Source organism: Sphingomonas dokdonensis, from assembly GCF_002197685.1.
Lineage (GTDB): Bacteria > Pseudomonadota > Alphaproteobacteria > Sphingomonadales > Sphingomonadaceae > Sphingomonas > Sphingomonas dokdonensis.
Genome location: NZ_NBBI01000001.1, coordinates 87,647 through 109,393 on the forward strand (window position 1 = coordinate 87,647; position 21,747 = coordinate 109,393).

Genomic DNA, 21,747 nt, shown 5'->3' on the forward strand with positions numbered 1-21,747 from the left:
TGGGAACCTCAGATCGGATCGTAGGGGAAGACGTGCGCCGACACTTCGTCAGGCCGCGCGAAGCTGGGGCGGAAGGAGGGGATCAGCTCATCGGCGATCGCCTGCGCCGACCAGCCTTCCAGCTTGGTCATCGAGCGGATCGGGCGCGGCTTGGAGAACAGAACGATCTCGTTCTTGCGCACGGCGAAGATCTGGTTGCTGACGTCCTTCGACAGGTCGGACGCCAGAAAGGCGACGAGCGGCGCGATCTTGTCGGCACTCATCGTCTGGAGGCGCGCGACCCGCTCCTTCGCCTCGGGCGTCTCGGCCGGGATCGAGGCGGTCATGCGGCTCCAGGCGAAGGGCGCGATACAGTTCGACCGGACGCCGGCGCGCGCCATGTCGAGCGCGATCGATTGCGACAGGCCGATGATGCCGGCCTTGGCGGCGGAATAATTCGCCTGGCCGATGTTGCCGATCAGCCCGCTGGTCGAAGTAAAGTGGACGAAGCTGCCCGACTGCTGCTCACGAAAGTACGGCGTGGCGGCCTTCGACACATTGAACGCGCCGTTGAGGTGAACGTCGATTACCGCGCGCCAATCCTCGTGGCTCATCTTGTGCCAGATGGAGTCGCGCAGGATGCCGGCGTTGTTCACCACCGCATCGATGCGGCCGAACTGCTTCACCGCATCCTCGACGATCGTGGCAGCGGCGGCAGGATCGGCGACGCTGGCGAGGTTCGCAACGGCCTTGCCGCCGGCGGTGACGATGTCCGCCGCGGTCTGCTCGGCAGGGCCCGCTTCGCCGCCTTCGCCGCTGCCGCCGACACCCGGATCGTTGATCACCACCGCGGCGCCCTCACGCGCACACAACAGGGCGATTTCTCGCCCGATGCCGCGGCCTGCGCCGGTGACGGCCACGACCTTGCCGTCGAGAATGCCCATGCTCCACCTCCCGAAACTGTTGGATGACGGGTTACGGCGCACGAGCACTCATTTCAAGATGGCGCATTGCAGTTTCAGTCCAATGAAGTTTATGGATCAGGCATGAGTTCTCCGGTGCCCTCCGTCGTTCAGGCGTTTGCCATTGTCCGTGCGCTGGCGGACGGGCGGGCGCTGACGCTGTCGGAAGTGGCGGCGAGCTGCGGGATCAGCCCGTCGAGCTGCCTCGGGCTGCTGCGCACGCTGGTCGGCGAGGGGGTGCTCTCGCTGGGCGACGGTAAGAGATACGCGCTGTCGCCGCCATGGTCGGACATCGCCGCAAGCGATCTTGATCGCTCGACGCGGCTGGTAGCGCGCGCGCGACCGTTGCTGGAGCGCGCCGCGCGCGTGTGGCATGCGCCGATCGGCTTGTGGCGGGTAACCGGGCGCGATCGGTTGCAGCTGGTCGCGCTGGGGCAGAGCGTCGCCGCCACGCGGATCCATATGGAAGAGGGGCAGCGCCAGCCGATCGGCAGCGGCGCCGTTGGACGGGCGTTGGCGGCCGCACAACGTGTCGGGCGCGACGAGTTGGCGCGGCGCTTCGCCGCGGTGCGCTGGCAGCGACCGATCGGGTTCGAGGATTATGCCGCGCAGGTCGCCGAGGCAGTCGCGCAGGGCTATGGCGTGGACGATGGGCTGAGCTATGCCGGCATCGCCTCGATTGCGGTGGGGCTGCCCGACGATGCGCACGGGCTGTGCGTCTCCGCCTCCGTGTTCGCCGGGTCGCGCACCGATGGCGAGTTCGCCGATCTGGCCGGCGCGCTCCGCCAACTGGCCGCAGACATCGCGGCGCTCGACCAAAAACAGCCGCAGCCGATCAGAAAGGTTCGTGCATGATCCCCGCCGCTCGCAATGATTTTCCCGAGATCCGCGACGCCGTTCGCGCGCTCGTGCGCGAATTTGGCGACAGCTATTTCCGCGAGGTGGACGACCAGCGCGCCTATCCCGAGGCATTCGTCGAGGCGCTGACCAAGGCAGGGTGGATGGCGGCGCTGATCCCCGAAAGCTACGGCGGGGCGGGGCTGGGGCTGACCGAAGCGTCGATCATCATGGAGGAGATCAACCGCGCGGGTGGCAATTCGGGTGCCTGCCACGGGCAAATGTACAATATGAACACGCTCTTACGGCATGGATCTGAGACGCAGAAGCAACGTTTCCTGCCTGAGATCGCCAGCGGGGCGCTGCGGCTGCAATCCATGGCGGTGACCGAGCCGACGACGGGCACCAATACCACCGAGCTGAAGACGCGGGCGGAGCGGCGCGGCGACAGCTATGTCGTCAACGGGCAGAAGGTGTGGATCAGCCGCATTCAACACTCCGACCTGATGATCCTGCTGGCACGCACGACACCGCTTGATCAGGTGAAGAAGAAGGCGGATGGCCTGTCGATCTTCCTGGTCGATCTGCAGGCGGCGATCGGCAAGGGTATGGAGATCCGGCCGATCCGCAACATGGTCAATCACGAGACCAACGAGGTTTTTTTCGACGATCTGGAGCTGCCCGCCGATAGCCTGATCGGGGAAGAAGGCCAGGGTTTCCGCTACATATTGGACGGACTTAACGCGGAACGTGCACTGATCGCGGCCGAATGTATCGGCGACGGATACTGGTTCGTCGAGCGCGCCGTGCAATATGGGTCGGAGCGGATCGTGTTCGACCGTCCGATCGCCAAGAACCAGGGCGTGCAGTTTCCGATCGCGCAGGCGTATATGGAAGTGCGGGCGGCGGACCTGATGCGATACGAGGCCTGCCGGCTGTTCGATGCGCACCAGCCGTGCGGTTCTGAGGCCAACATGGCTAAGCATCTGGCGGCGGAATCGTCGTGGAAGGCGGCGAACGCGTGCCTTCAGACACATGGCGGCTTCGGCTTTGCGGCTGACTATGATGTCGAGCGCAAGTTCCGGGAAACGCGTCTTTATCAGGTTGCGCCGATCAGCTCGAACCTGATCCTGAGCTTCGTCGGCGAGCATGTGCTGGGGATGCCGCGCAGCTTCTGAGCGGGGTCATACCCGCACGGGACGCGCGGACTGGTCGGGCGTGCCGAAGACGCGGCGGTAGCGGGCGATCTCGTGCGGATCGCCGGTCGCCTTGGCGGGGTTGTCGGACAGCTTGACCGCCGAACGGCCGTTGACCCGCGTAACCTTGCAGACGAGCGACAGCGGGGCGAGCGCGGCGTCGTCGCCGCTGGGATCGCAGCCGCGGAAGTCGTTGGTCAGGTTGGTGCCCCAACCGAAGCTCATGCGGACACGGCCGTGAAAATGGTGGTAGGTCGCCTCGATGCTGTCGATGTCCATACCGTCGGAGAAGATCAGCAGCTTGGTGCGGGGATCTTCACCCTTCTCCTGCCACCAGCGGATGATCTGCTCGCCGCCCTCGATCGGCGGCATGCTGTCGGGGCGGAAGCCGGTCCAGCGCGCTACCCAGTCCGGCGCGTCGCGCAGGAAGGCTGCGGTGCCGTAGGTATCTGACAGTACGATCAACAGGTTACCCGAATAATCTTCCTGCCATTCTGAGAGTATCTGATAGGGTGCCCGGGCGAGGTCCGCGTCGGTATCGGCGAGCGCGGCGGCGACCATCGGGAGTTCGTGGGCGTTGGTGCCGATCGCTTCGAGATCGGCGTCCATGGCAAGGCGGACGTTGGAGGTGCCGATGAAGCGGGGGCCGAGGCCTTCTTTCAGCGCCTCGACGCACCAGCGTTGCCAGAGGAAGCCGTGGCGGCGGCGGGTGCCGAAGTCCGACAAGACAAGGTCGGGAAGTGCTTGCAGACGCTCGACCTTTTCCCAAAGCCGCGCCTTCGCGCGGGCGTAGAGCACGTCGAGGGCAAAGCGACCGCGGTGGTGGAGGGCGGCGCGGGAGCGGAGCTCGTTGACGATGGCGAGGGCGGGGATCTCCCACATGGTGACGGCCGCCCAGGGGCCGGTGAAGCTGAGCTCGAACTGGCCGTCGACGACGCGTAGATCGTAGGCGGGGAGCTGAAAGTCCGCCAGCCATTCCAGGAACTTGGGACCGAACATTCGCTCGACGCCGTAGAAGGTGTTGCCGGCGAGCCAGATCAGTTCCTGCTTGGTGAAGCGCAGGGTGCGGGCGTGATCGAGCTGTTCGCGCAAGCCCGCTTCGTCGATCGTGTCGGCGAGCCGGACGGTGCGGGTGCGGTTGATGAGGGAGAAGGTGACCTCAACGTCGGGGTGGCGCGAGTGAATTAGCTGCAACATCAGCAACTTGTAGAAATCGGTGTCGAGCAGGCTGCGGACGATCGGGTCGAGGCGGAAGCTGTGATTGTAGGTGCGGGTGGCGAGATCGGTGAGCGTCATGGCAGGGGATTGCGCGAGGCAGGTGCTTCGTTCCACCGGGGGTGACGATCGGCCGCACGCCACCATGAAGCGGCCTGCCTTCGGAGATGATCGGCCTGTTTGCGGAGAAGATCGGCCACGCATGCATGCGACGTGGCCAGGTCGAAATCAGTCGTCGTTTTCGGCGCCGTTTTCGGCCTGGCTGCGCTTGATCGGCAGCGCTTCCTTGAAGGTGAGGGTGCGATAGGGGAACGGGATTTCCATGCCGGCATCGTCGAGCGCACGCTTGATCGCGCGGACCACCTGGTCGCGGCTGACGTGCGCGTCGACCGGCTTGGAGCCGGCCCACCAGCGCACCAGGAAGTTGATGCTGCTGTCGCCGAACTCCTTGGCGTAAACCTCCACCTTCTGATCGGCCGCGACGCTGTCGCAGCTCTTCACCGCCTCCAGGATCACATCGCGCGCGGCCTCGAGATCGACGTCATAGGCGACGCCGACGTCGACGGTGTGGCGGCGGATGGCGCGCTGGGTGACGACGGTGACCGGGTTCTTGAAGAGGTAGGCGTTGGGGACGATCACGATCTCGCCGGACAGGTGGCGCAGGTGCGTGTCGCGCAAGGATATCATCTCCACCCGGCCCTCGACATCCTCGCACGCGATCACGTCGCCGATGCGCATCTGCTTGCGCAGCATGATGAGGATGCCAGCGAGGAAATTCTCGAAAATGTCCTTGAAGGCGAAGCCGACGGCGACGGAGCCGAGGCCGAGCACGGCGAGGATGTTCGCCGGCGTGACACCGGGAAAGACGATGGAGGCGCCGATCAGGAGGCCGACGACCCAGATGAGCACGCCAATGAGCGTCTCGAACAGATTGACCAGCGAGCCGCGCAGCTCGGTGCGGCCGAGCAGGCGCTCGGCGAAGCGGCGCGCGAAGCGTGCGAGGATGTAGGTGACGCCGATCACGAAGATCGCGATGGAAAGCTGCGGCAGGAGGCGGATGAACTCGGCGGCCAGCTCCTGCACGCGGCGCAGCAGAATATTGATCACGTTCATCGGCGGCTCCCTTTCATAAAAGAACGCACAAAGGCGGAAAGGTTCGCCGACAACGGGCAAGGCGTGCTTGTCGATGCGGCGATTAGCCGCGACAAGGGCGTGAAAAGAGGAGCCTTTCCATGCGTCGTCGGACCTTTGTCGCCACCTTGCCCGCGCTTGCCATGGCGCCGACCCTTGCCCGTGCGCAGCAAGCCGGCGGAGCACAGGGAGCCGAGGGGCCGGGACAGGGCGGCGCGCCGCAGCCGGCGACCGCCAAGGCGGCGGCCGATCTGCCGGGGCATTGGGCGGCCGGCGAAGACCGCTTCATCCGGCCCGACGTGCATGCCGGGGACCGGCCGGTGGGGGCGAGCTTCGCCTCGCGCACGGCAGTCTATGGCATGAACGGCGCGGCGGGCACGGCGCACCCCTTTGCGACGCAGGCGGGGATCGACATCCTGCGGCGCGGCGGATCGGCGGTGGATGCCGCGATCGCGATCAACGCCTGCCTCGGCTTTCTGGAGCCGACCGCCAACGGGATCGGCGGCGACATTTACGCGATGATCTGGGACCCCAAGCAGAAGAAGGTGGTGGGGCTGGCCGGATCAGGGGCGAGCCCGCGCGGGCTGTCGCTGGAGACGGTGCGCTCGCGCGCCAAGAACGGCGTGCTGCCGCCGCTGGGGGCGATCACCGTATCGGTGCCGGGCACGGTGGACGGCTGGTGGACGATGCACCAGCGCTACGGCAAGCTGCCGTGGGCGGCGCTGTTCGAGCCGGCGATCGCGATGGCGGAGGCGGGGACGCCGGTGCCCGACATCATCGCTTATTATATCCGCCGCAGCCTGGTGAACTTCGCACGGCCGGGGAACGGCGTGGAGGAGACCGCCAATGCGCTGAAGACCTGGGGCATGGCGGACGGCAAGGGGCCGCAGGCGGGGCAGGTGTTTCGCAACCCCGATCTGGCGCGCACGCTGCGCGCGATCGCGCAGGGCGGCCGCGACGCCTTCTACACCGGCGAGATCGCGCGCACGATCGACCGCTATTTCAAGAAGATCGGCGGCTGGCTGCGCTACGAGGATCTGGCGGCGCATCGCTCCGAATGGATCGAGCCGAACCGCACCGATTATCGCGGCACCACCGTTCATGCCTTGGGCGCGAATACGCAGGGCATCGCAACGTTGCAGATGCTCAACATCCTTGAGCATTTCGACCTGAAGGGCGCGGGCTTTCAATCCGCGCTGTCGATCCACCTTCAGGCAGAGGCGAAGCGGCTGGCCTATGAGGATCGCGCGCGTTTCTATGCCGATCCGAAGTTTTCCAAGGTGCCGGTCGATTGGCTGATCTCCAAGGATTATGCCGCCCAGCGCGCCAAGCTGATCCGGCCCGATCGCATCCTGACGCCGGTGTATCCGGGGCAGGCGCCGAGCCAGGGCGACACGACCTATTTCTCCTGCGCCGACAAGGACGGGATGATGGTGTCGCTGATCCAGTCCAATTTCCGCGGCATGGGATCGGGGCTGGTCGCCGATGGGCTCGGCTTCATGTTCCAGGATCGCGGGCAGTTGTTCAGCCTGAAGGACGGGCACCCCAATATCTATGCGCCGGGCAAGCGGCCGTTCCAGACGATCATTCCGGGCTTCACGACGCGCGGCAGCGACCCCTGGATGAGCTTTGGCGTGATGGGCGGTGACATGCAGCCGCAGGGACAGACGCAGATCATCGTCAACCGCGTGGATTACGGGCTGGAGATCCAGTCTGCCGGCGATTCGCCGCGCTGGCACCATGAGGGCTCGTCGCAATCGATGGGCGAGGACGATCCCGATCTGGGGCCAACGGGGCGGCTGCGGCTGGAAAGCGGCGTGCCGGCCGAGACGCGCAAACGGCTGGCGGCGATGGGCTGGAAGCTGGGCGATCCCGATGGCGGCTTCGGCCGGTACGAGTGTGTCGAGCATCGCATGGATGGCGACACGCGGGTGTATGCCGCGGCGAGCGAGATGCGCGCCGATGGGTGTGCGCTGGCGTATTGAGCGAGGCGGTAGTCGCCTCCCCGGCGCAGGCCGGGGTCCAGCTGGGAAGGCAGATGTAACGACGCGCCGCGTTCACCATCAATGTCCCGCAACTGGGCCCCGGCCTTCGCCGAGGAGCAGCTGACTGACGGAAGGCGGTACTAGATCGGGCGAACGGTTCTATCCACCCGTTCGCCCTGAGCCTGTCGAAGGGCCTGTCCGAAGCGCTGGTACGCTGGGCACGTACTTCGACAAGCTCAGTACGAACGGCTCTCTTTGTTGAAACCGAGCGGCAGCCGCGCTCAATCCGGGTAGCGGGCGTGCATGAAGAACAGGCCGTCGGGCGGCGCGTTGAGGCCGAGGCGGGCGCGGTCGGCGGCGGCGAGCGCGTCGCCCATGTCCGCGATCGACCAGCGGCCGAGGCCGACCAGTGCGAGGCAGCCGACCATCGAGCGGACCTGATGGTGGAGGAAGGAGCGCGCCTCGGCGACCACCTCGATGCGATCGCCGCTGCGGGTGACGTTCAGCACGTCCAACGACTTCAGCGGGCTGGCCGATTGGCAATGCGCCGAGCGGAAGGTGGTGAAATCGTGCTGGCCGATCAGGAGCTGCGCCGCGGCGTGCATCGCGGCGGCGTCGAGCGGCTGGGCGACTTGCCAGGCGAGGCCCTTTTCCCACGTCAGCGGCGCGCGGCGATTGACGATGCGATATTCGTAGGCGCGGCCGGTGCAGGTGAAGCGGGCGTGCCAGTCGTCCGCCACTTCCTCGCAGGCGAGGATCGCGACCGGGTTGGGGCGCAGGCGGGCGTTGAGCGCTTCGCCGAGGCGGAAGGCGGTGATCGGCTTGGTGATGTCGAGATGCGCGCGCATCGCGGCGCCGTGGACGCCGGCATCGGTGCGGCCGGCGGCGTGGACGGCGGTGCGCTCGCCGGTGACGGCGAAGGTGGCGTCCTCGATCGCCTGCTGCACGCTCGGGCCGTGATCCTGCCGCTGCCAGCCCATGAAGGGGCGGCCGTCGAACTCTACGGTGAGCGCGAAGCGCGTCACAGATGCGTGCCGGGTGAGATGGGGAAGCCGCGGAGCAGCTCTGGGACGGTCATCACGCCCCGGCCGGCGCGCTGGACGGAAGTGGGGCGGATCGCGCCACTGGCGCAGGCGATGGTGAACTGGTCGTCGATGACGGTGCCGGGCGGGGCGGCTGGTGCGTCGAGCACCTCGGCGGCGAGGATGCGCAGGCGTTCGCCGTTGATCTCGAGCCAGGCCCCGGGCGGGTTGAAGGCGCGGATCTGGCGCTCGGCCGCGGCCGCGTCCTGCCCGAGATCGAGGCGCATCTCGTCCTTGGCGATCTTTGCGGCGTAGGTAATGCCGTCCTCGGGCTGCGGCACGGGCGGGTGCGCCGGTAGGTCGGCCAGCACCTCGACCATCAGGCGGGCACCCATTGCGGCGAGCTCGGTGGTCAGCTCGCCGGCGGTCTTTATCGCTACGGCCGTGCGGCCCTCGAGGCGGACGGGGCCGGTATCGAGCCCGGCCTCCATCTGCATGATGCCGACGCCCGTCTCGGCGTCGCCGGCGAGAATGGCGCGCTGGATCGGGGCGGCGCCGCGCCAGCGCGGGAGGAGCGAGCCGTGAATGTTGAGGCAGCCTTGGCGCGGCGCGTCGAGCACGGCGCGCGGGAGGATGAGGCCATAGGCGGCGACCACCGCGACGTCCGCGTCGAGCGCGGCAAAGTCGGCCTGCGCCTCGACATTCTTCAGCGAGACGGGGGTGCGCACCGCGATGCCGAGCGCCTCGGCACGCTGGTGGACGGGCGAGGGCACCAGCGCGCGGCCGCGCCGGCCTCCGGGGCGGGGCGGCTGGCTGTAGGCCGCGATGACATCGTGCCCGGCCGCGACCAGCGCGTCGAGCGCGGGCACGGCGAAGTCGGGCGTTCCCATGAAGACGATCCGCATGGGGCGCGCTTCAACGCGCTGGCGCGAGCGTACGCAACCCCCTATCTGTTCCCGCGATGGCATCGCAGGAGATCGAGGCGCTGACGGGCGCGCTGGCGCGGCTGCCCGGCCTGGGCCCACGATCGGCGCGGCGGGCGGTGCTGCACCTCATGAAAAAGCGCGAGGGCGCACTGGTGCCGCTGCTCGCGGCGTTGCAGGCGGTGGAGGAGCGGCTGGCGACCTGCTCGACCTGCGGCAATGTGGATACGACCGATCCGTGCGCGATCTGCGTCGATCCCCGGCGCGATGCGCGGGCGCTGTGCGTGGTGGAGGAAGTGGCGGACCTGTGGGCGCTGGATCGCTCCAGACTGTTTCCGGGGCGCTTTCATGTGCTGGGCGGGCGGCTCTCGGCGCTGGAGGGCGTGCGGCCCGAGGACCTCTCGATCGACCGGCTGGTGCAGCGGATCGAGGGCGGCGGCGTCGACGAGGTGGTGCTCGCGATGAACGCGACGCTGGAGGGGCAGACGACCGCGCATTACATCGCGGAGCGGCTGGAGCGCTTTCCGGTGCGGATCACGCAGCTGGCGCATGGCCTGCCGGTGGGGGGCGAGCTCGACTATCTCGACGAGGGCACGCTGGCGCAGGCGCTGCGCGCGCGGCGGCCGGTGGGCTGACGGCGAGCAGGGGCGGCCACGCTTGATTCACAACCGGCACGCCAATATCTGCGCGGGATGGCCGTTCTTCCTATTGTCGAGATCCCCGATCCCCGCCTTCGCCTGATGTGCGAACCCGTCGCCACGATCGATGACGCGGTGCGCCAGCTTTCCGCCGACATGACCGAGACGATGTATGCCGCGCACGGCATCGGCCTCGCCGCGATCCAGGTGGGCGTGGCGCGGCGCGTGGTGGTGATCGACCTGCAGGAGCGCGAGAGCGAGGACGAGGAAAAGCCCGAAGCGGTGCGTAATCCGGTGACGTACATCAACCCGGAGATCGTCTCGGTCTCCGAGGAGATGTCGCGCTATCAGGAAGGGTGCCTGTCGATCCCCGAGCAATATGCCGAAGTGGAGCGGCCGGCGCGGTGCCGCGTTGCGTGGCTCGACCTCGATGGCGCACGGCACGAGGAGGACATGCACGGCCTGCTCGCAACGTGCATGCAGCATGAGATCGATCACCTGAACGGCGTCTTGTTCATCGACCACATCACCAAGCTGAAGCGCGACATGCTGCTGAAGAAGCTGGCCAAGGCGCGCAAGAACGCTGCCTGACGGCGCTTGCCGTGCGTGTTGGGGGCGGCTAGGTTCGCGCTTCGTTCTCTTGAGGAGGAAGCGTGGATCCGATCGTCGGCATGGTTGTCATTGTTGCGTTGCTGCTCGGGCTGGCGGTCGGCTGGTGGCTGGCGCAGCGCCAGGTGGCGGCGATCCGCGCCGAGCGCGACGCGCGGGGCGACGAGTTCAAGCGCGCGATCGTCGACCTGGCGGGCGCCGAGGAACGGGCGAAGGCGGCTGACGCGTTGCGGCAGGAGCTGGCCGCGCTGCGCAGCGATCGCGACGCGGCGCGCGGCGACGTCGCGCGGCTGGAGGCGGAGGCGCGCGGTTTCGATGCGCGGCTGACCGAGCTGCGCGAGGCAAAGGATGCGCTGGCGGCGCAATTCAGCCAGGTGGGGCAGAAATTGCTGGCCGAGGCGCAGGACCGCTTTCTCCAGCGCGCGAACGAGCGCTTTCGCGAATCGGAGGAAGTGGCGGGCGCAAACCTGCGCGCGATGCTCCAGCCGGTGAGCGAGCGGCTGCAGCGCTACGAAGAGGGCGTGCACAAGGTGGAGGCCGAGCGGCGCGACGCCTTTGGCGAGCTGCGCGGGCAGATCGAGCAGATGCGCGTCGGGCAGGAAAGCGTGCGCAGCGAGGCGGCGAAGCTGGTCAACGCGCTGCGCAACGCGCCCAAGGCGCGCGGCCGCTGGGGCGAGCAGCAATTGCGCAACGTGCTGGAAAGCTGCGGGCTTTCCGAACATGCTGATTTCGCGACCGAGGTGTCGGTGTCGGATGGCGAGGGCGGGCGGCTGCGCCCCGACGTGATCGTGCGGATACCGGGCGGCAAGTCGCTGGTGATCGACGCGAAGGTGTCGCTCAACGCCTATCAGGATGCGTTCGGCGCGGTAGACGAGACCGAGCGCGCGGCGGGGCTGACCGCGCATGCCGCGGCGATGCGCGCGCATGTGAATGGCCTCGGCGCGAAGAATTACTGGAGCCAGTTCGACGATGCGCCCGATTACGTCATCATGTTCGTGCCAGGCGAGCATTTCCTCTCCGCCGCGCTGGAGCATGATGCGGGGCTGTGGGATTATGCCTTCGAGCGCCGCGTGCTGCTGGCGACGCCGACCAACCTGATCGCGATCGCGCGCACCGTCGCGGCGGTGTGGCGGCAGGAGCTGCTGGCCGAACAGGCGCGCGAGATCGCGCAGCTCGGCAAGGACCTGTATGCGCGATTGTCGGTGATGGGCGGGCATGTCGCGAAGCTCGGCAAGAACCTCGACACCGCGATGGGCGCGTACAACCAGTTCGTCGGCAGCCTGGAATCGCAGGTGCTGACACAGGCGCGCCGCTTCGAGGCGCTGAAGATCGACACGGCGGGCAAGAGCATCGAGGCGCCGCCGGTGAGCGAACAGAGCGCGCGGCCGCTGACGAAGCTGATCGGGAGCGAGGCGGCGGAATAGGGGCTGGTAGTGGCAGGGTTGTGGCGGTGAGGGGATGGTCCGCGCTGCTGGGGTGCGCGGGTGATCTGACGTGTCGTGCCGGCGGCCTTGGCTGCCCGCGCGGCTGGCTGGCTGCGATATGAACGGCGGGCGATCGCTTATTCCGGCTAAGGTCGGGCCAATTGCAGGGCTGCGACGTTGAGGGCGTAACGCGATGACCGCTGTGATTGCCTAGGACGTAGACTCATAAAAGCGCCCGTCTGCTTACGCCCAAGTGCGGATGTCAAGTCTTCGTGAGTAGGAAGGAGTATGCTCGATGATCCCGGCACAATCAGGGCGGAGAAGCATCCTTACCCCCGTCACGTCAGCGTTCCCCTGATGCTCGGGCTTCTCACCTTGCCATTACTGTTCGGATGGTTCTTGGCACGGCGGGGCTACCCAAATAGCATGAGGATCGCGGTCGTCATTTACGCCGTACTCACACCTGCCCTCGCCGCTCTAGGCCGGCTAGCATAGCCACAGATGACCATCCGCTTTCGCCCACTAGCGAACATCGGGCAGTTGTGTGACCATCACGAAATGCCGTCCTACCGTCCCTCGCTGTTATGCTTTGTCGCGTTGGCGTCCTGCGGTTCCAAGCTGGTCGAACTCGCTGCTGATAGGCGCTGGACTGTAGTTGTTGGCGATAAGGTCGAAGGGTCCGCTGTCCTCTTCGCGCACAAGGCCAAAGACGGCTGCATTGAATGCGGAGCTTCGGTGTCCGGGCGCGGATGCCCCGGCGTCGGGTTCGCCACGGGCAATGATAGCGTCGATCGGGATTATGACCGCATCGTGCAGTCAGCGCGTGAGGATGGGTCCGGCAACGTCCAAGTCGTCGTGCGTCTGGCAGGCGAGGTTGTTCCAAATGGTGCTACAGGCAGGCCGATGATACGCGCTAGCCTTTTCGAGGCCGGTTCACCTGACCGCAGCTAATCACAATAGCTCACCGCAAAGATGTCGTTCCGCAATCCTCCCAAGGCCGGCCGCTCACGATCGTGCTGGAGGCACTCGTAAGCGGACAGGCCGCTAACGCCCATTACTGGACGTTGGCGATAAGGCGCTCGGCAGCAGCACTGGCGCGTGCGGCGCAGCGGGCGAGATTGTCCTCAATGGCAGTGCACCGGATAATCCCGATACGCTCACCCTCGCGGTGGAAGGTCACAACGACATGGACCTTGCCGCGTCGTCTCGGCGTAATCTGCTCGACAACGGCTCGTATCCGATGGCTGCGATCGTTCGTCTGTATTTGCTGAGTTGTGGTTCGGAAAAGGCTCGCAAAGCGTTGGGTCAGCCCATCATCGCCGCCTGTCCAGACCTCTACCGCCGAGCTTTGCAAGGTAGCGAGCAGTATTATGAGAGCATAATTCACGAAGGCACTTTAGCTGCGACATGTCCGCTTTCCACGCAATATCGGTCATTCAGCCCATGGGCCGAGCGCTAGGTTATGCGTTCGCGACCTTCGCCGTGGCGTGATTTTGCAAGCTGGCTCGTTTTGAGGCTGATGGCTGCCGCTTGCTTTTAGACAATCAGCCGCAGCGCTCGTTGGACCTTGGATCCCGGCGCGGGGCCGGGATGACGAAGGTGGCGGGGGCGCGGTCTGGTGCTGGTCAGCTGCGCAGGGCTGCTGCAGCGCGGGCCTTGGCTTCGATCTCGGCGGGGGTGCCGGTGGTGATCCAGCTGCCGCCGACGCACAGGACGGGGTCGAAGGCGAGCCAGTCGGGGGCGGTGGCTTCGGTGATGCCGCCGGTGGGGCAGAAGCGGCATTGGTAGAAGGGGGCGGCGAGCGCCTTTAGCGCCTTCAGCCCGCCGGAGGTCTCGGCGGGGAAGAACTTGAAGTGGGTGAGGCCGAGGTCGAGGCCGCGCATGATGTCGCCCGCCGTGGCGATGCCGGGAAGGTACGGGATGCCGCTGGCGATGATCGGATCGGCCAGCCGCTCGGAGAGGCCGGGGGAGACGATGAACTCGGCGCCGGCCCTGGCCACCTGGTCGAACTGATCGGTGGAGACGACGGTGCCCGCGCCGACGATCGCGCCGGGCACCTGCTTCATCTCGGCGATGGCGTCGAGCGCGGCGGGGGTGCGCAGCGTGACCTCGAGCACGCGCAGGCCGCCGGCGACGAGCGCCTCGGCGAGCGGGCGGGCGGTGGCGGCGTCGTCGATCACCAGCACGGGGATGACCGGGCTGGTGCGCATGATGTCTGCGATGGTGGTCACGCGGTATGCTCCTGGGCGAAGGCGGCCGCGGCGCCGAAGAGGCCGGGCTGGGGATGGGTGATGAGCTTGACCGGGATGCCGGCCATCAGCGACTGGAAGCGCCCCTTGGCGACGAAGCGCTGGTCGAAGCCGGAGCGGATCAGCTTGTCCTTGATGCGCAGGCCGAGTCCGCCGGCGATCACCACGCCATTGGCGCCATGCGCGAGCGCGAGATCGCCAGCGGCGGCGCCGAGCGCGAGGCAGAAACGGTCGAGCGCGGCGAGCGCGATCGAGTCGGTACCCTCCAGCGCCTCGGTCCAGATCGTCTTGTCGTCGTGCGAGGGGACGGAGCGGCCCTCCATTTCGGCCAGCGTTTCGTAGATCGCGACAATGCCGGGGCCGGCGCAGATCCGCTCGGTCGAGACGCGGGTGAAGGTGCGGCGGAGACGGCGCAGGATCGCGTCCTCGATCGGATCGAGCGGGGCGTAATCCATGTGGCCGCCCTCGGTGGGGAGGACGTGGTAGCCGGCGCCGGTCTTCAGCACCTGAGCGACGCCGAGCCCGGTGCCGGGGCCGCAGACGGTGGTGACGCCTTTCTCGGGGAGCGGCATGTCCGGGCCGCAGAGGTGGTCGAAATCCTGCTCCGGCAGCTGCGCCACGGCGTGGCCGATCGCGCCGAAATCGTTGATGATCGTATAGGTGTCGGCGCCCAACCGCTCGGGGATGAGCGAGGGGCGGATCACCCAGGGGTTGTTGGTGAGGCGGATGACGTCGCCGGTGATCGGCGAGGCGACGGCGATCGCCGCGGCCTTTGGGACGGGGCGGTCGAGCTTCTTTTCGAACGCCTGCCAGGCGGTCTGCAGGCTGGCGTGCTCGGCGGTCTTCAGCGTGACGGGCTCGCCGAGCGAGACGACGCGGCCGCCCGCCACCTCAGCAATGGCGAAGCGGGCGTGGGTGCCGCCGAGATCGACCGAAACCAATTCCATTACGTACTCCCGCGTTCGTTCAGGGGTTGGGCAGTGCCGGGCGCTTTTGACTGCCCCTCTCCCCGGCCCTCTCCCCACAAGTGGGGAGAGGGAGATTACAGATCGGCGCCCGCGAGGACGGCGGAGGCGCCGCGTTCGGCCTCGTCGGAGAGGCCGCGGAACATGCCGAACAGCTCGCGGCCGAAGCCGCTGGCGGCGGGCGGGGCCGCGGCGGGGGTGCGCGCGGCCCATTCGGCGGGGTCGACCAGCGCCTCCAGCGTGCCGTTCACCGCATCGACGCGGATCAGGTCGCCGTCGCGGATCAGCGCGATCGCGCCGCCGGCGCCGTCGATGCCGGGCAGGGCCTCGGGCGAAACGTGGATCGCGGCGGGCACCTTGCCCGAGGCGCCCGACATGCGCCCGTCGGTGACGAGCGCGACGCGGTAGCCCTTGTTCTGGAGCACGCCGAGCGGGGGCGTGAGCTTGTGCAGCTCGGGCATGCCGTTGGCGCGCGGACCCTGGAAGCGGACCACGACCACGACGTCGCGGTCGAGCTGACCGGCCTGGAAGGCGGCGAGCACCTCGGCCTGATCCGAGAAGACGGCGGCGGGGGCCTCGACGATCCAGCGGTCCTGCTCGACGGCGGACACCTTGATGCAGGCGCGGCCGATGTTGCCGGCGAGGATGCGCATGCCGCCATCGGGGGCGAAGGGGTCGGCGGGGGTGCGCAGGATGGTGTCGTCGCCGCTCGGGCCGGGATCGCGCCAGGCGAGCGTGTCGCCGTCGAGCGTCGGCTTGGCGGCGGCGTCGGCGAAGCTGTCGCTGCCCGCCGTCAGGATGTCGCCGTGGAGGTGGCCGCTCGCCAGCAGCTCGCGGATGACGAAGGCCATGCCGCCGGCGGCCTCGAAGCCGTTCACGTCCGCCGCGCCGTTCGGGTAGACGCGGGCGATCAGCGGCACGGCGCGCGAGAGGCGGTCGAGATCCTCCCAGTCGATCACGATGCCGGCTGCGCGGGCGATGGCGGGAAGGTGGAGGAGGTGATTGGTCGAACCGCCGGTAGCGAGTAGGCCGACCGCGGCGTTCACGATCGCGCGTTCGTCGACGCAATGGCCGATCGGGCGGTAGTTCTCGCCGCGCCAGCCGAGCTCGGCGACGCGGTGGACGGCGGCGCGGGTGAGCTCCTGGCGCAGCTTGGTGCCCGGATTGACGAAGGCGGCGTTGGGGACGTGAAGGCCCATCACCTCCATCATCATCTGATTGGTGTTGGCAGTGCCGAAGAAGGTGCAGGTGCCTTGCGTGTGATAGGCGGCGATTTCGCTGTCGAGCAGCTCCTCGCGGCTCGCCTCGCCACTGGCATAACGTTCGCGCACCGCGGCCTTGGCCTTGTTGGGCAGGCCCGAGGGCATCGGGCCACCGGGGACGAGCAGCATCGGCAGGTGGCCGAAGCGCAGCGCACCCATGAGGAGGCCGGGGACGATCTTGTCGCAGATGCCGAGCAGCAGCGCGCCCTCGAACGTGCCGTGGCTGAGCGCGATGGCGGTGGAAAGCGCGATGGTGTCGCGGCTGAACAGCGACAGTTCCATGCCGGCATAGCCCTGCGTCACGCCGTCGCACATCGCCGGCACGCCGCCGGCGACCTGCGCCGTCGCGCCGATCTCGCGTGCCCAGACCTTCATCTGTTCGGGGTAGCGGTAATAGACGGCGTGCGCGGAGAGCATGTCGTTGAAGGCGGTGACGATGCCGATGTTCATGCCGTCGCCCGCCTTCATCGCGGGACGATCCTCCTCCGTACCGGCATAGGCGTGCGCGAGGTTCGCGCAGCCGAGCATCGGACGGCCGATCCACTGGTCGCGCTCCCGCGTCAGCAGGTCGAGGTAGCGCGCGCGACCGAGGCGCGAGCGTTCGATCACGCGATCGGTGACGGCGGAGACGATGGGGTTCAACGGCATGGGGATACTCTACTCCGTTCGGCCCGCGCTTGTCGAAGGTGGCGTGTCTTTGCGGACACGCGCTTCGCCAGGCTCAGCCCGAACGGTGTTGGGTGGGCGATCCTGAGCGCCTATTCCGCCCAGTGGATGTCGACGGGCAGTTCGGCGTCGGCGAGGACGCGGCCGATCGGATATGCAGAGCCGGCACCCTGCGCGATCGCGTCTTCAAGCACCTTGCGCTTCTTGGCGCCGGTGACGGCGATCATCAGCGCCTTTGCGGAGATGATGCCGGCGCGCGACAGGCTGACGCGCGCGACGGGTGCTTCGGCGGGCAGTTCCTCGGGCATGACGCCGAGCGCGCGGCGCTCGCGCGGGCCATTCAGTGCCTCGTCGAAATCCGGGCCGGGAAAGATCGAGGCGGTGTGGCCGTCGGCGCCGACGCCGAGCAGGCACAGGTCGAGCGGCCAGTGCAGATCCTGCATCAGCGCATCGGCCGAGCGGCCGGCGGCCTTATAGTCGTCGGTCGCCTGCGGCACGATCGGCATCACGCGCGCGCCCTTGGGGATGAAGATCTTGCCGATCATCGTCACGTTGCTGAGCGGATCGCCCAGCGGCACGATCCGCTCGTCGGTCGGCACGATCGTCACGCGCTTCCAGTCAAGCTTCGCGGCGGCGAGCTTCTGATAGATCGGGATCGGGGTCTTGCCGCCCGACAGCGCGATCACCGCCGCGCCGCGCGCCTCGATCGCGCTTTCGATAATGAACTGAACGTCGCCGGCGACGGCTTCCGCCATCTCCTGTGCGTCGTCATATTCCCACCATTCGATTTCTTCGCTCATGTTCTTCTCCGTCGTGCCGGCCGAAGTGCCGGCATCCACCCGTCCCATATCCACCGGCCGGCGATACGCGGCACGGTGGATGCCGGCACAAGGCCGGCATGACGGGTTTGTTCAATCGTCCTGCCAGGTGACGCCGTCGCGCTCGGTCAGCGCGATGGAGGCGGCAGGCCCCCAGGTGCCGCCGCTGTAATGCTTGGGCTTCATGTCGTTCGCCTTCCATCCTTCGCGGATGGCGTCGATCCAGGTCCATTGCGCCTCCACCTCGTCGCGGCGGACGAACAGCGTCTGGTCGCCCTCGATCAGGTCGAGCAGCAGGCGCTCATAGGCGATGCGGCGGCGCTTGCCGGCGAATTCGGCATCGAGGCTGAGGTTCAGCGGCACTTCGCGCAGGCGAATGCCCTCGCGATCAAGGCCCGGCTCCTTCGCCATCACCAGCAGCTGGATATATTCCTCGGGCTGGAGGCGGATGACCAGCATGTTGGGCTGGAGCAGGCCGCCGCGCCCCGAGAACATCGAGTGCGGGACCGGCTTGAACTGAATCGCGATCTCGCTGCGGCGGGTGGGCATGCGCTTGCCGGTGCGCAGGTAGAACGGCACGCCCTGCCAGCGCCAATTGTCGACATGCGCCTTCAAGGCGACGAACGTTTCGGTGTTCGAATCCTTGCCGAGCTCCTCGTCATAACCCTTGACGATCTCGCCGTTCACCGCGCCGCCGACATATTGGCCGATGACGCTGTTCTGCGGCACTTCCTCTGGCTTCAGCTGGCGCAGCGAGCGGAAGACCTTGGCCTTTTCGTCGCGGATCTCGGTGACGTCGTAGCGCGCGGGCGGCTCCATCGCGATGAGAGCGACGAGCTGCAGGATGTGGTTCGCCACCATATCGCGCAGCGCGCCGGCGCCGTCGTAATAGCCGGCGCGATCCTCCAGCCCGACCGTCTCGCTGACGGTGATCTGGACGTTGTCGATGCCTTGCGCGTTCCACACTGGCTCGAAGAAGGAATTGCCGAAGCGCAGCGCCAGGATGTTCTGTACCGTCTCCTTGCCGAGATAATGGTCGATGCGGAAGATCCGCTCTTCGGGGAAGGCGGTGGCGACGCAATCGTTGATCTCGCGGCTGGAGGCGAGATCGTAGCCGAGCGGCTTTTCGAGGCCGATGCGCACCGTTTCGCCGGCGAGCCCGGCGCTTTCGAGGCCGCGGATCACACTTTCGAACAAGGACGGCGCGGTGGAGAGGAAGATCGCGAGGCCACCCGACACGTCGCCGACCTTGCGGGCGAGCACGTCATAGCCCTCCAGCGTGGTGGCATCGAGCGACTGATATTGCAGCCGTTCGAGGAAGGAGGCGATTGCGTCCGCGTCCTTGCGATCCTTGGGAAGGAACTCCTCGAGCGCCTCTTTCGCAAAGGCACGGAAGCTGGCGTCGTCATGCTCTGAGCGGGCGGTGCCGGTGATCGTCAGATCCTCGGGCAGCAGCTTGTCGGCGTGGAGGCCGTAGAGCGAGGGCAGCAGCATGCGCTGCGCCAGATCGCCCGTCGCGCCGAACAACAATAATTTACCCACCGGATTGCGCTGCATGGGGGCTCCTCCTTCTGCGTTGTCGCTACCGCGCCCGAAGCGGATCGCGCCCGTCGGGCGAGGGGATCAGTGCACCAGCCCCGCGAGCGGATCGGCGCCGATCATGATGTTGAGGTTCTGCACCGCGGCACCCGACGCGCCCTTGCCCAGATTGTCGAGCGTGGCGACGAGGCGGAACTGGCCGGCGTCGGGGCTGGCAAAGGCGTGCAGCGTCATGCGATCGGTGCCGGCGTCATCCTCGATCCGGATTAGCGTGGCGGGATCGGCCGCGACGCGGACCAGCGGCGCGTTTCTATAGGCATCGCTCAGGGCTCCGCGCACCTGATCGAGCGTGGTGCCGGCGGCGAGATGCGCGGCGTGGAGCGGCACTTCGATCACCATGCCGCGGTGAATGTTCGCGACCGAGGGCATGAAGATCGGCGCCACGGTGAGGCGAGCGTGCTGCGTCATTTCGGGCACATGCTTGTGGCCGAGGCCGAGCGCATAGGCGCGGTGGGCGGAGCCGGCGCCGCTTTCGAACTCTGCGATCATCGCCTTGCCACCGCCCGAATAGCCCGAGGTGCCGTGTACGGCGAGCGGGGTGTCGGCAACCAGCAGCCCGGCGCGCACCAGCGGGGCGACGAGCGCGAGAAAGCCGGTGGGATAGCAGCCGGGATTGGAGACGCGGGCGGCGCCGGCGACGTCGAAGCCGAGCTCGGGAAAGCCATAGGTCCAGCCTGCGGCGACGCGATGCGCGCTGGACGCGTCGATCACGCGGGTGCGCGGATTGTCGATCAGCGCCACCGCCTCGCGCGCAGCGTCATCGGGCAGGCACAGGATCACGACATCGGCGGCGTTGACCGCGTCGCGCCGGGCGGCGGCGTCCTTGCGCTTGTTGTCGGCGAGCGTGACCAGCTCCAGATCGGTGCGGCCGGCGAGCCGCTCGCGGATCTCTAGCCCCGTCGTGCCGGCCGCGCCGTCGATGAAGACGCTGGCGGTCATGCGGCGTCCCGCAGCGCCGTTGCCGGGACATAGCCGACCAGGCCGCTGGCGGGCGCGACGCCCCAGGCGAGTTCGCCGGTAATGTCGAGCAGCTCGAACGAATCGCCCGGCGCCAGCGTGGCGAGCGTGTCGCCGTCCGCGGCACGGGTGGCGCGCAAGGGGGCCTCGACCGCGACGACGCGCGGGAGCGGGGCGGCATAATGCGGGGCGAAGACCTGATCGGCGAGGCGGACGTCCGCCAGATCGCCGCGCACGGCGAAGCGCGCCGGATCGAGCACGCGCGACCGGCCGACCAGCGCGAACGTCTTACGCGGTGGCACGAGCGGGGACGGGCTGGTCGCCGTCACCGAGGAAATGGCCGAACTCCTCAAGAAATGTTGCCCCTTCGGATGTGCGCGCGACGAAGATGTTGCGCTTGTCGCTATCGTCGCGTTGGCGGCGCAGATAGCCGAGCGCACCGAGCCTGTTCAAGGCGCGTGTCACAACCGGTTTGGAAACATTGAGAATGCGCGCAAGACCGCGCACCGTATGCGGCCCGGGCTTCAGATATACCACCAGCAGAAGGGCCATTTGCCGGTTGGTCAGATCCGGTTCGCCCGAGCGGACATAATCCACCAGGGTGTTCATCCAGGAACTGAGATCGGAATTCGCCAAAATTGCCACGTTGCGTCATCCGGATACAGGGCCGCTGATGCGTGCCATTCGCGAGAGATAACGTCCGCCTGCGCCGCTGGTTTCAGAACTGTCACGAAATCCGTTAAGGTTGTTCGGCGGTTGTGGGTCGCGTGCCGGGCAGTTGATCGCAGGGCCGCTGGGCCCTATGTGCGCGCATCCGCTGGCATGCGCCGGCCCAATATCGAGTTCAGCATGTTTACCTTCCTTCTCGTCGTTCAGGCGATCATCGCCGCCGCCCTCGTGACGGTGATCCTGATGCAGCGGTCCGAAGGTGGTGGGCTGACCAGCGGCGGCAGCCCGTCGGGGCTGATGTCCGCACGCGGCGCGGCGGATTTCCTGACGCGGGCCACCTCCGTGCTGGCGGCGCTGTTCGTGCTGATGTCGATCACGCTGGCGGTGCTGGCGGCGAATCGCGGCGGCACCAATGTCGACACCTCGCTGGAGCGGACCGCACCCGTGGCGCAGACGGCGCCGCAGCCGCAGAGCGACGACGCGGCACTCTCCGGCGCGGAAGCGGCCGCAGCGGCGGCGGCGGCGAACCAGATGGCGCCGGCCGATAACGGCGTGCCGCTCGCCCGCTAATTTTACCCGGTTCGCCGGTTTTCGTGGTGCCCGCGGCGACGCGGGCGCTTGTGTACCATGCTTGTTCGAGG

The 21,747-nt window shown here is 67.5% G+C and carries 22 protein-coding genes; 8 read left to right on the top strand and 14 right to left on the bottom strand.

Annotation, left to right across the window (positions count from 1 at the left end):
• Positions 1 to 8 precede the first annotated feature (8 nt).
• A complete protein-coding gene (locus SPDO_RS00335) occupies positions 9 to 923 on the bottom strand; it encodes an SDR family NAD(P)-dependent oxidoreductase (RefSeq protein ID WP_088365493.1) in 915 nt (304 codons plus the stop codon).
• A gap of 102 nt (positions 924 to 1,025) precedes the next feature.
• Between SPDO_RS00335 and SPDO_RS00340 the strand changes: the two genes are divergently transcribed.
• Both SPDO_RS00340 and SPDO_RS00345 read left to right on the top strand, forming a co-directional pair.
• A complete protein-coding gene (locus SPDO_RS00340; protein ID WP_088365494.1) occupies positions 1,026 to 1,796 on the top strand; it encodes an IclR family transcriptional regulator in 771 nt (256 codons plus the stop codon).
• The gene (locus SPDO_RS00345; RefSeq protein WP_088365495.1) at positions 1,793 to 2,956 is read left to right on the top strand and encodes an acyl-CoA dehydrogenase family protein; all 1,164 of its coding nucleotides are present in this window, start codon (positions 1,793 to 1,795) and stop codon (positions 2,954 to 2,956) included. Before SPDO_RS00340 ends, SPDO_RS00345 begins: the two co-directional genes overlap by 4 nt.
• 6 nt (positions 2,957 to 2,962) lie before the next feature.
• Here the strand turns inward: SPDO_RS00345 and pncB are convergent, their stop codons facing one another.
• Positions 2,963 to 4,270 (bottom strand): nicotinate phosphoribosyltransferase, encoded by a 1,308-nt coding sequence (pncB, locus tag SPDO_RS00350; protein ID WP_088365496.1) that lies wholly within the window; start codon positions 4,268 to 4,270, stop codon positions 2,963 to 2,965.
• Positions 4,271 to 4,417: 147 nt separating this feature from the next.
• Positions 4,418 to 5,302 carry a mechanosensitive ion channel family protein gene (locus SPDO_RS00355; RefSeq protein WP_088365497.1) on the bottom strand — a complete coding sequence of 295 codons (885 nt, stop codon included), beginning with the start codon at positions 5,300 to 5,302 and terminating at the stop codon, positions 4,418 to 4,420.
• Positions 5,303 to 5,421: 119 nt separating this feature from the next.
• Between SPDO_RS00355 and SPDO_RS00360 the strand changes: the two genes are divergently transcribed.
• Complete coding sequence (locus SPDO_RS00360) at positions 5,422 to 7,305, top strand: gamma-glutamyltransferase family protein (protein ID WP_088365498.1); 1,884 nt, start codon at positions 5,422 to 5,424, stop codon at positions 7,303 to 7,305.
• 281 nt (positions 7,306 to 7,586) lie between these two features.
• On the opposite strand, the gene truA is transcribed toward SPDO_RS00360, so the two are convergent.
• The gene (gene truA, locus SPDO_RS00365; RefSeq protein ID WP_088365499.1) at positions 7,587 to 8,330 is read right to left on the bottom strand and encodes a tRNA pseudouridine(38-40) synthase TruA; all 744 of its coding nucleotides are present in this window, start codon (positions 8,328 to 8,330) and stop codon (positions 7,587 to 7,589) included.
• A complete protein-coding gene (gene fmt, locus SPDO_RS00370; protein ID WP_088365500.1) occupies positions 8,327 to 9,232 on the bottom strand; it encodes a methionyl-tRNA formyltransferase in 906 nt (301 codons plus the stop codon). The genes truA and fmt overlap by 4 nt, the downstream gene beginning before the upstream one ends.
• Before the next feature lie 56 nt (positions 9,233 to 9,288).
• On the opposite strand from fmt, the gene recR reads away from it, so the two are divergent.
• The 4 genes from recR (at position 9,289) to SPDO_RS16590 (ending at position 12,872) form a co-directional block, all read left to right on the top strand.
• The gene (gene recR / locus SPDO_RS00375; protein WP_088365501.1) at positions 9,289 to 9,885 is read left to right on the top strand and encodes a recombination mediator RecR; all 597 of its coding nucleotides are present in this window, start codon (positions 9,289 to 9,291) and stop codon (positions 9,883 to 9,885) included.
• Between the two features lie 57 nt (positions 9,886 to 9,942).
• Positions 9,943 to 10,479, top strand: a complete 537-nt coding sequence (gene def, locus SPDO_RS00380) for a peptide deformylase (RefSeq protein WP_088365502.1) — start codon at positions 9,943 to 9,945, stop codon at positions 10,477 to 10,479.
• Positions 10,480 to 10,559: 80 nt separating this feature from the next.
• A complete protein-coding gene (locus SPDO_RS00385) occupies positions 10,560 to 11,921 on the top strand; it encodes a DNA recombination protein RmuC (RefSeq protein WP_088366266.1) in 1,362 nt (453 codons plus the stop codon).
• Positions 11,922 to 12,422: 501 nt separating this feature from the next.
• Complete coding sequence (locus SPDO_RS16590; RefSeq protein ID WP_143559551.1) at positions 12,423 to 12,872, top strand: hypothetical protein; 450 nt, start codon at positions 12,423 to 12,425, stop codon at positions 12,870 to 12,872.
• A 103-nt stretch (positions 12,873 to 12,975) separates the two neighbouring features.
• Here the strand turns inward: SPDO_RS16590 and SPDO_RS00390 are convergent, their stop codons facing one another.
• From SPDO_RS00390 to SPDO_RS00430, 9 genes are all read right to left on the bottom strand, one after another.
• Positions 12,976 to 13,308, bottom strand: coding sequence for a hypothetical protein (locus tag SPDO_RS00390; RefSeq protein ID WP_143559552.1), 333 nt, complete (start codon positions 13,306 to 13,308; stop codon positions 12,976 to 12,978).
• Positions 13,309 to 13,546: 238 nt separating this feature from the next.
• Positions 13,547 to 14,152, bottom strand: coding sequence for a bifunctional 4-hydroxy-2-oxoglutarate aldolase/2-dehydro-3-deoxy-phosphogluconate aldolase (eda, locus tag SPDO_RS00395; protein WP_425441894.1), 606 nt, complete (start codon positions 14,150 to 14,152; stop codon positions 13,547 to 13,549).
• Complete coding sequence (gene glk, locus SPDO_RS00400; RefSeq protein ID WP_088365504.1) at positions 14,149 to 15,117, bottom strand: glucokinase; 969 nt, start codon at positions 15,115 to 15,117, stop codon at positions 14,149 to 14,151. The genes eda and glk overlap by 4 nt, the downstream gene beginning before the upstream one ends.
• Positions 15,118 to 15,212: 95 nt before the next feature.
• The gene (gene edd, locus SPDO_RS00405; RefSeq protein WP_088365505.1) at positions 15,213 to 17,045 is read right to left on the bottom strand and encodes a phosphogluconate dehydratase; all 1,833 of its coding nucleotides are present in this window, start codon (positions 17,043 to 17,045) and stop codon (positions 15,213 to 15,215) included.
• A 110-nt stretch (positions 17,046 to 17,155) separates the two neighbouring features.
• Positions 17,156 to 17,863, bottom strand: coding sequence for a 6-phosphogluconolactonase (pgl, locus tag SPDO_RS00410; protein ID WP_088366268.1), 708 nt, complete (start codon positions 17,861 to 17,863; stop codon positions 17,156 to 17,158).
• A gap of 111 nt (positions 17,864 to 17,974) precedes the next feature.
• Positions 17,975 to 19,438, bottom strand: coding sequence for a glucose-6-phosphate dehydrogenase (gene zwf, locus SPDO_RS00415; protein WP_088365506.1), 1,464 nt, complete (start codon positions 19,436 to 19,438; stop codon positions 17,975 to 17,977).
• Positions 19,439 to 19,504: 66 nt separating this feature from the next.
• The gene (gene argC, locus SPDO_RS00420; protein ID WP_088365507.1) at positions 19,505 to 20,419 is read right to left on the bottom strand and encodes an N-acetyl-gamma-glutamyl-phosphate reductase; all 915 of its coding nucleotides are present in this window, start codon (positions 20,417 to 20,419) and stop codon (positions 19,505 to 19,507) included.
• Positions 20,416 to 20,739 (bottom strand): SH3 domain-containing protein, encoded by a 324-nt coding sequence (locus SPDO_RS00425; protein WP_245828937.1) that lies wholly within the window; start codon positions 20,737 to 20,739, stop codon positions 20,416 to 20,418. Before SPDO_RS00425 ends, argC begins: the two co-directional genes overlap by 4 nt.
• The gene (locus SPDO_RS00430; RefSeq protein WP_088365508.1) at positions 20,726 to 21,046 is read right to left on the bottom strand and encodes a MarR family transcriptional regulator; all 321 of its coding nucleotides are present in this window, start codon (positions 21,044 to 21,046) and stop codon (positions 20,726 to 20,728) included. The genes SPDO_RS00425 and SPDO_RS00430 overlap by 14 nt, the downstream gene beginning before the upstream one ends.
• A 240-nt stretch (positions 21,047 to 21,286) precedes the next feature.
• Here SPDO_RS00430 and secG point away from each other — a divergent pair, with 240 nt between their 5' ends.
• Positions 21,287 to 21,676: a preprotein translocase subunit SecG gene (gene secG, locus SPDO_RS00435; protein WP_088366270.1), complete on the top strand. Its 390-nt coding sequence runs from the start codon at positions 21,287 to 21,289 to the stop codon at positions 21,674 to 21,676.
• The last annotated feature ends 71 nt before the right edge of the window (positions 21,677 to 21,747 follow it).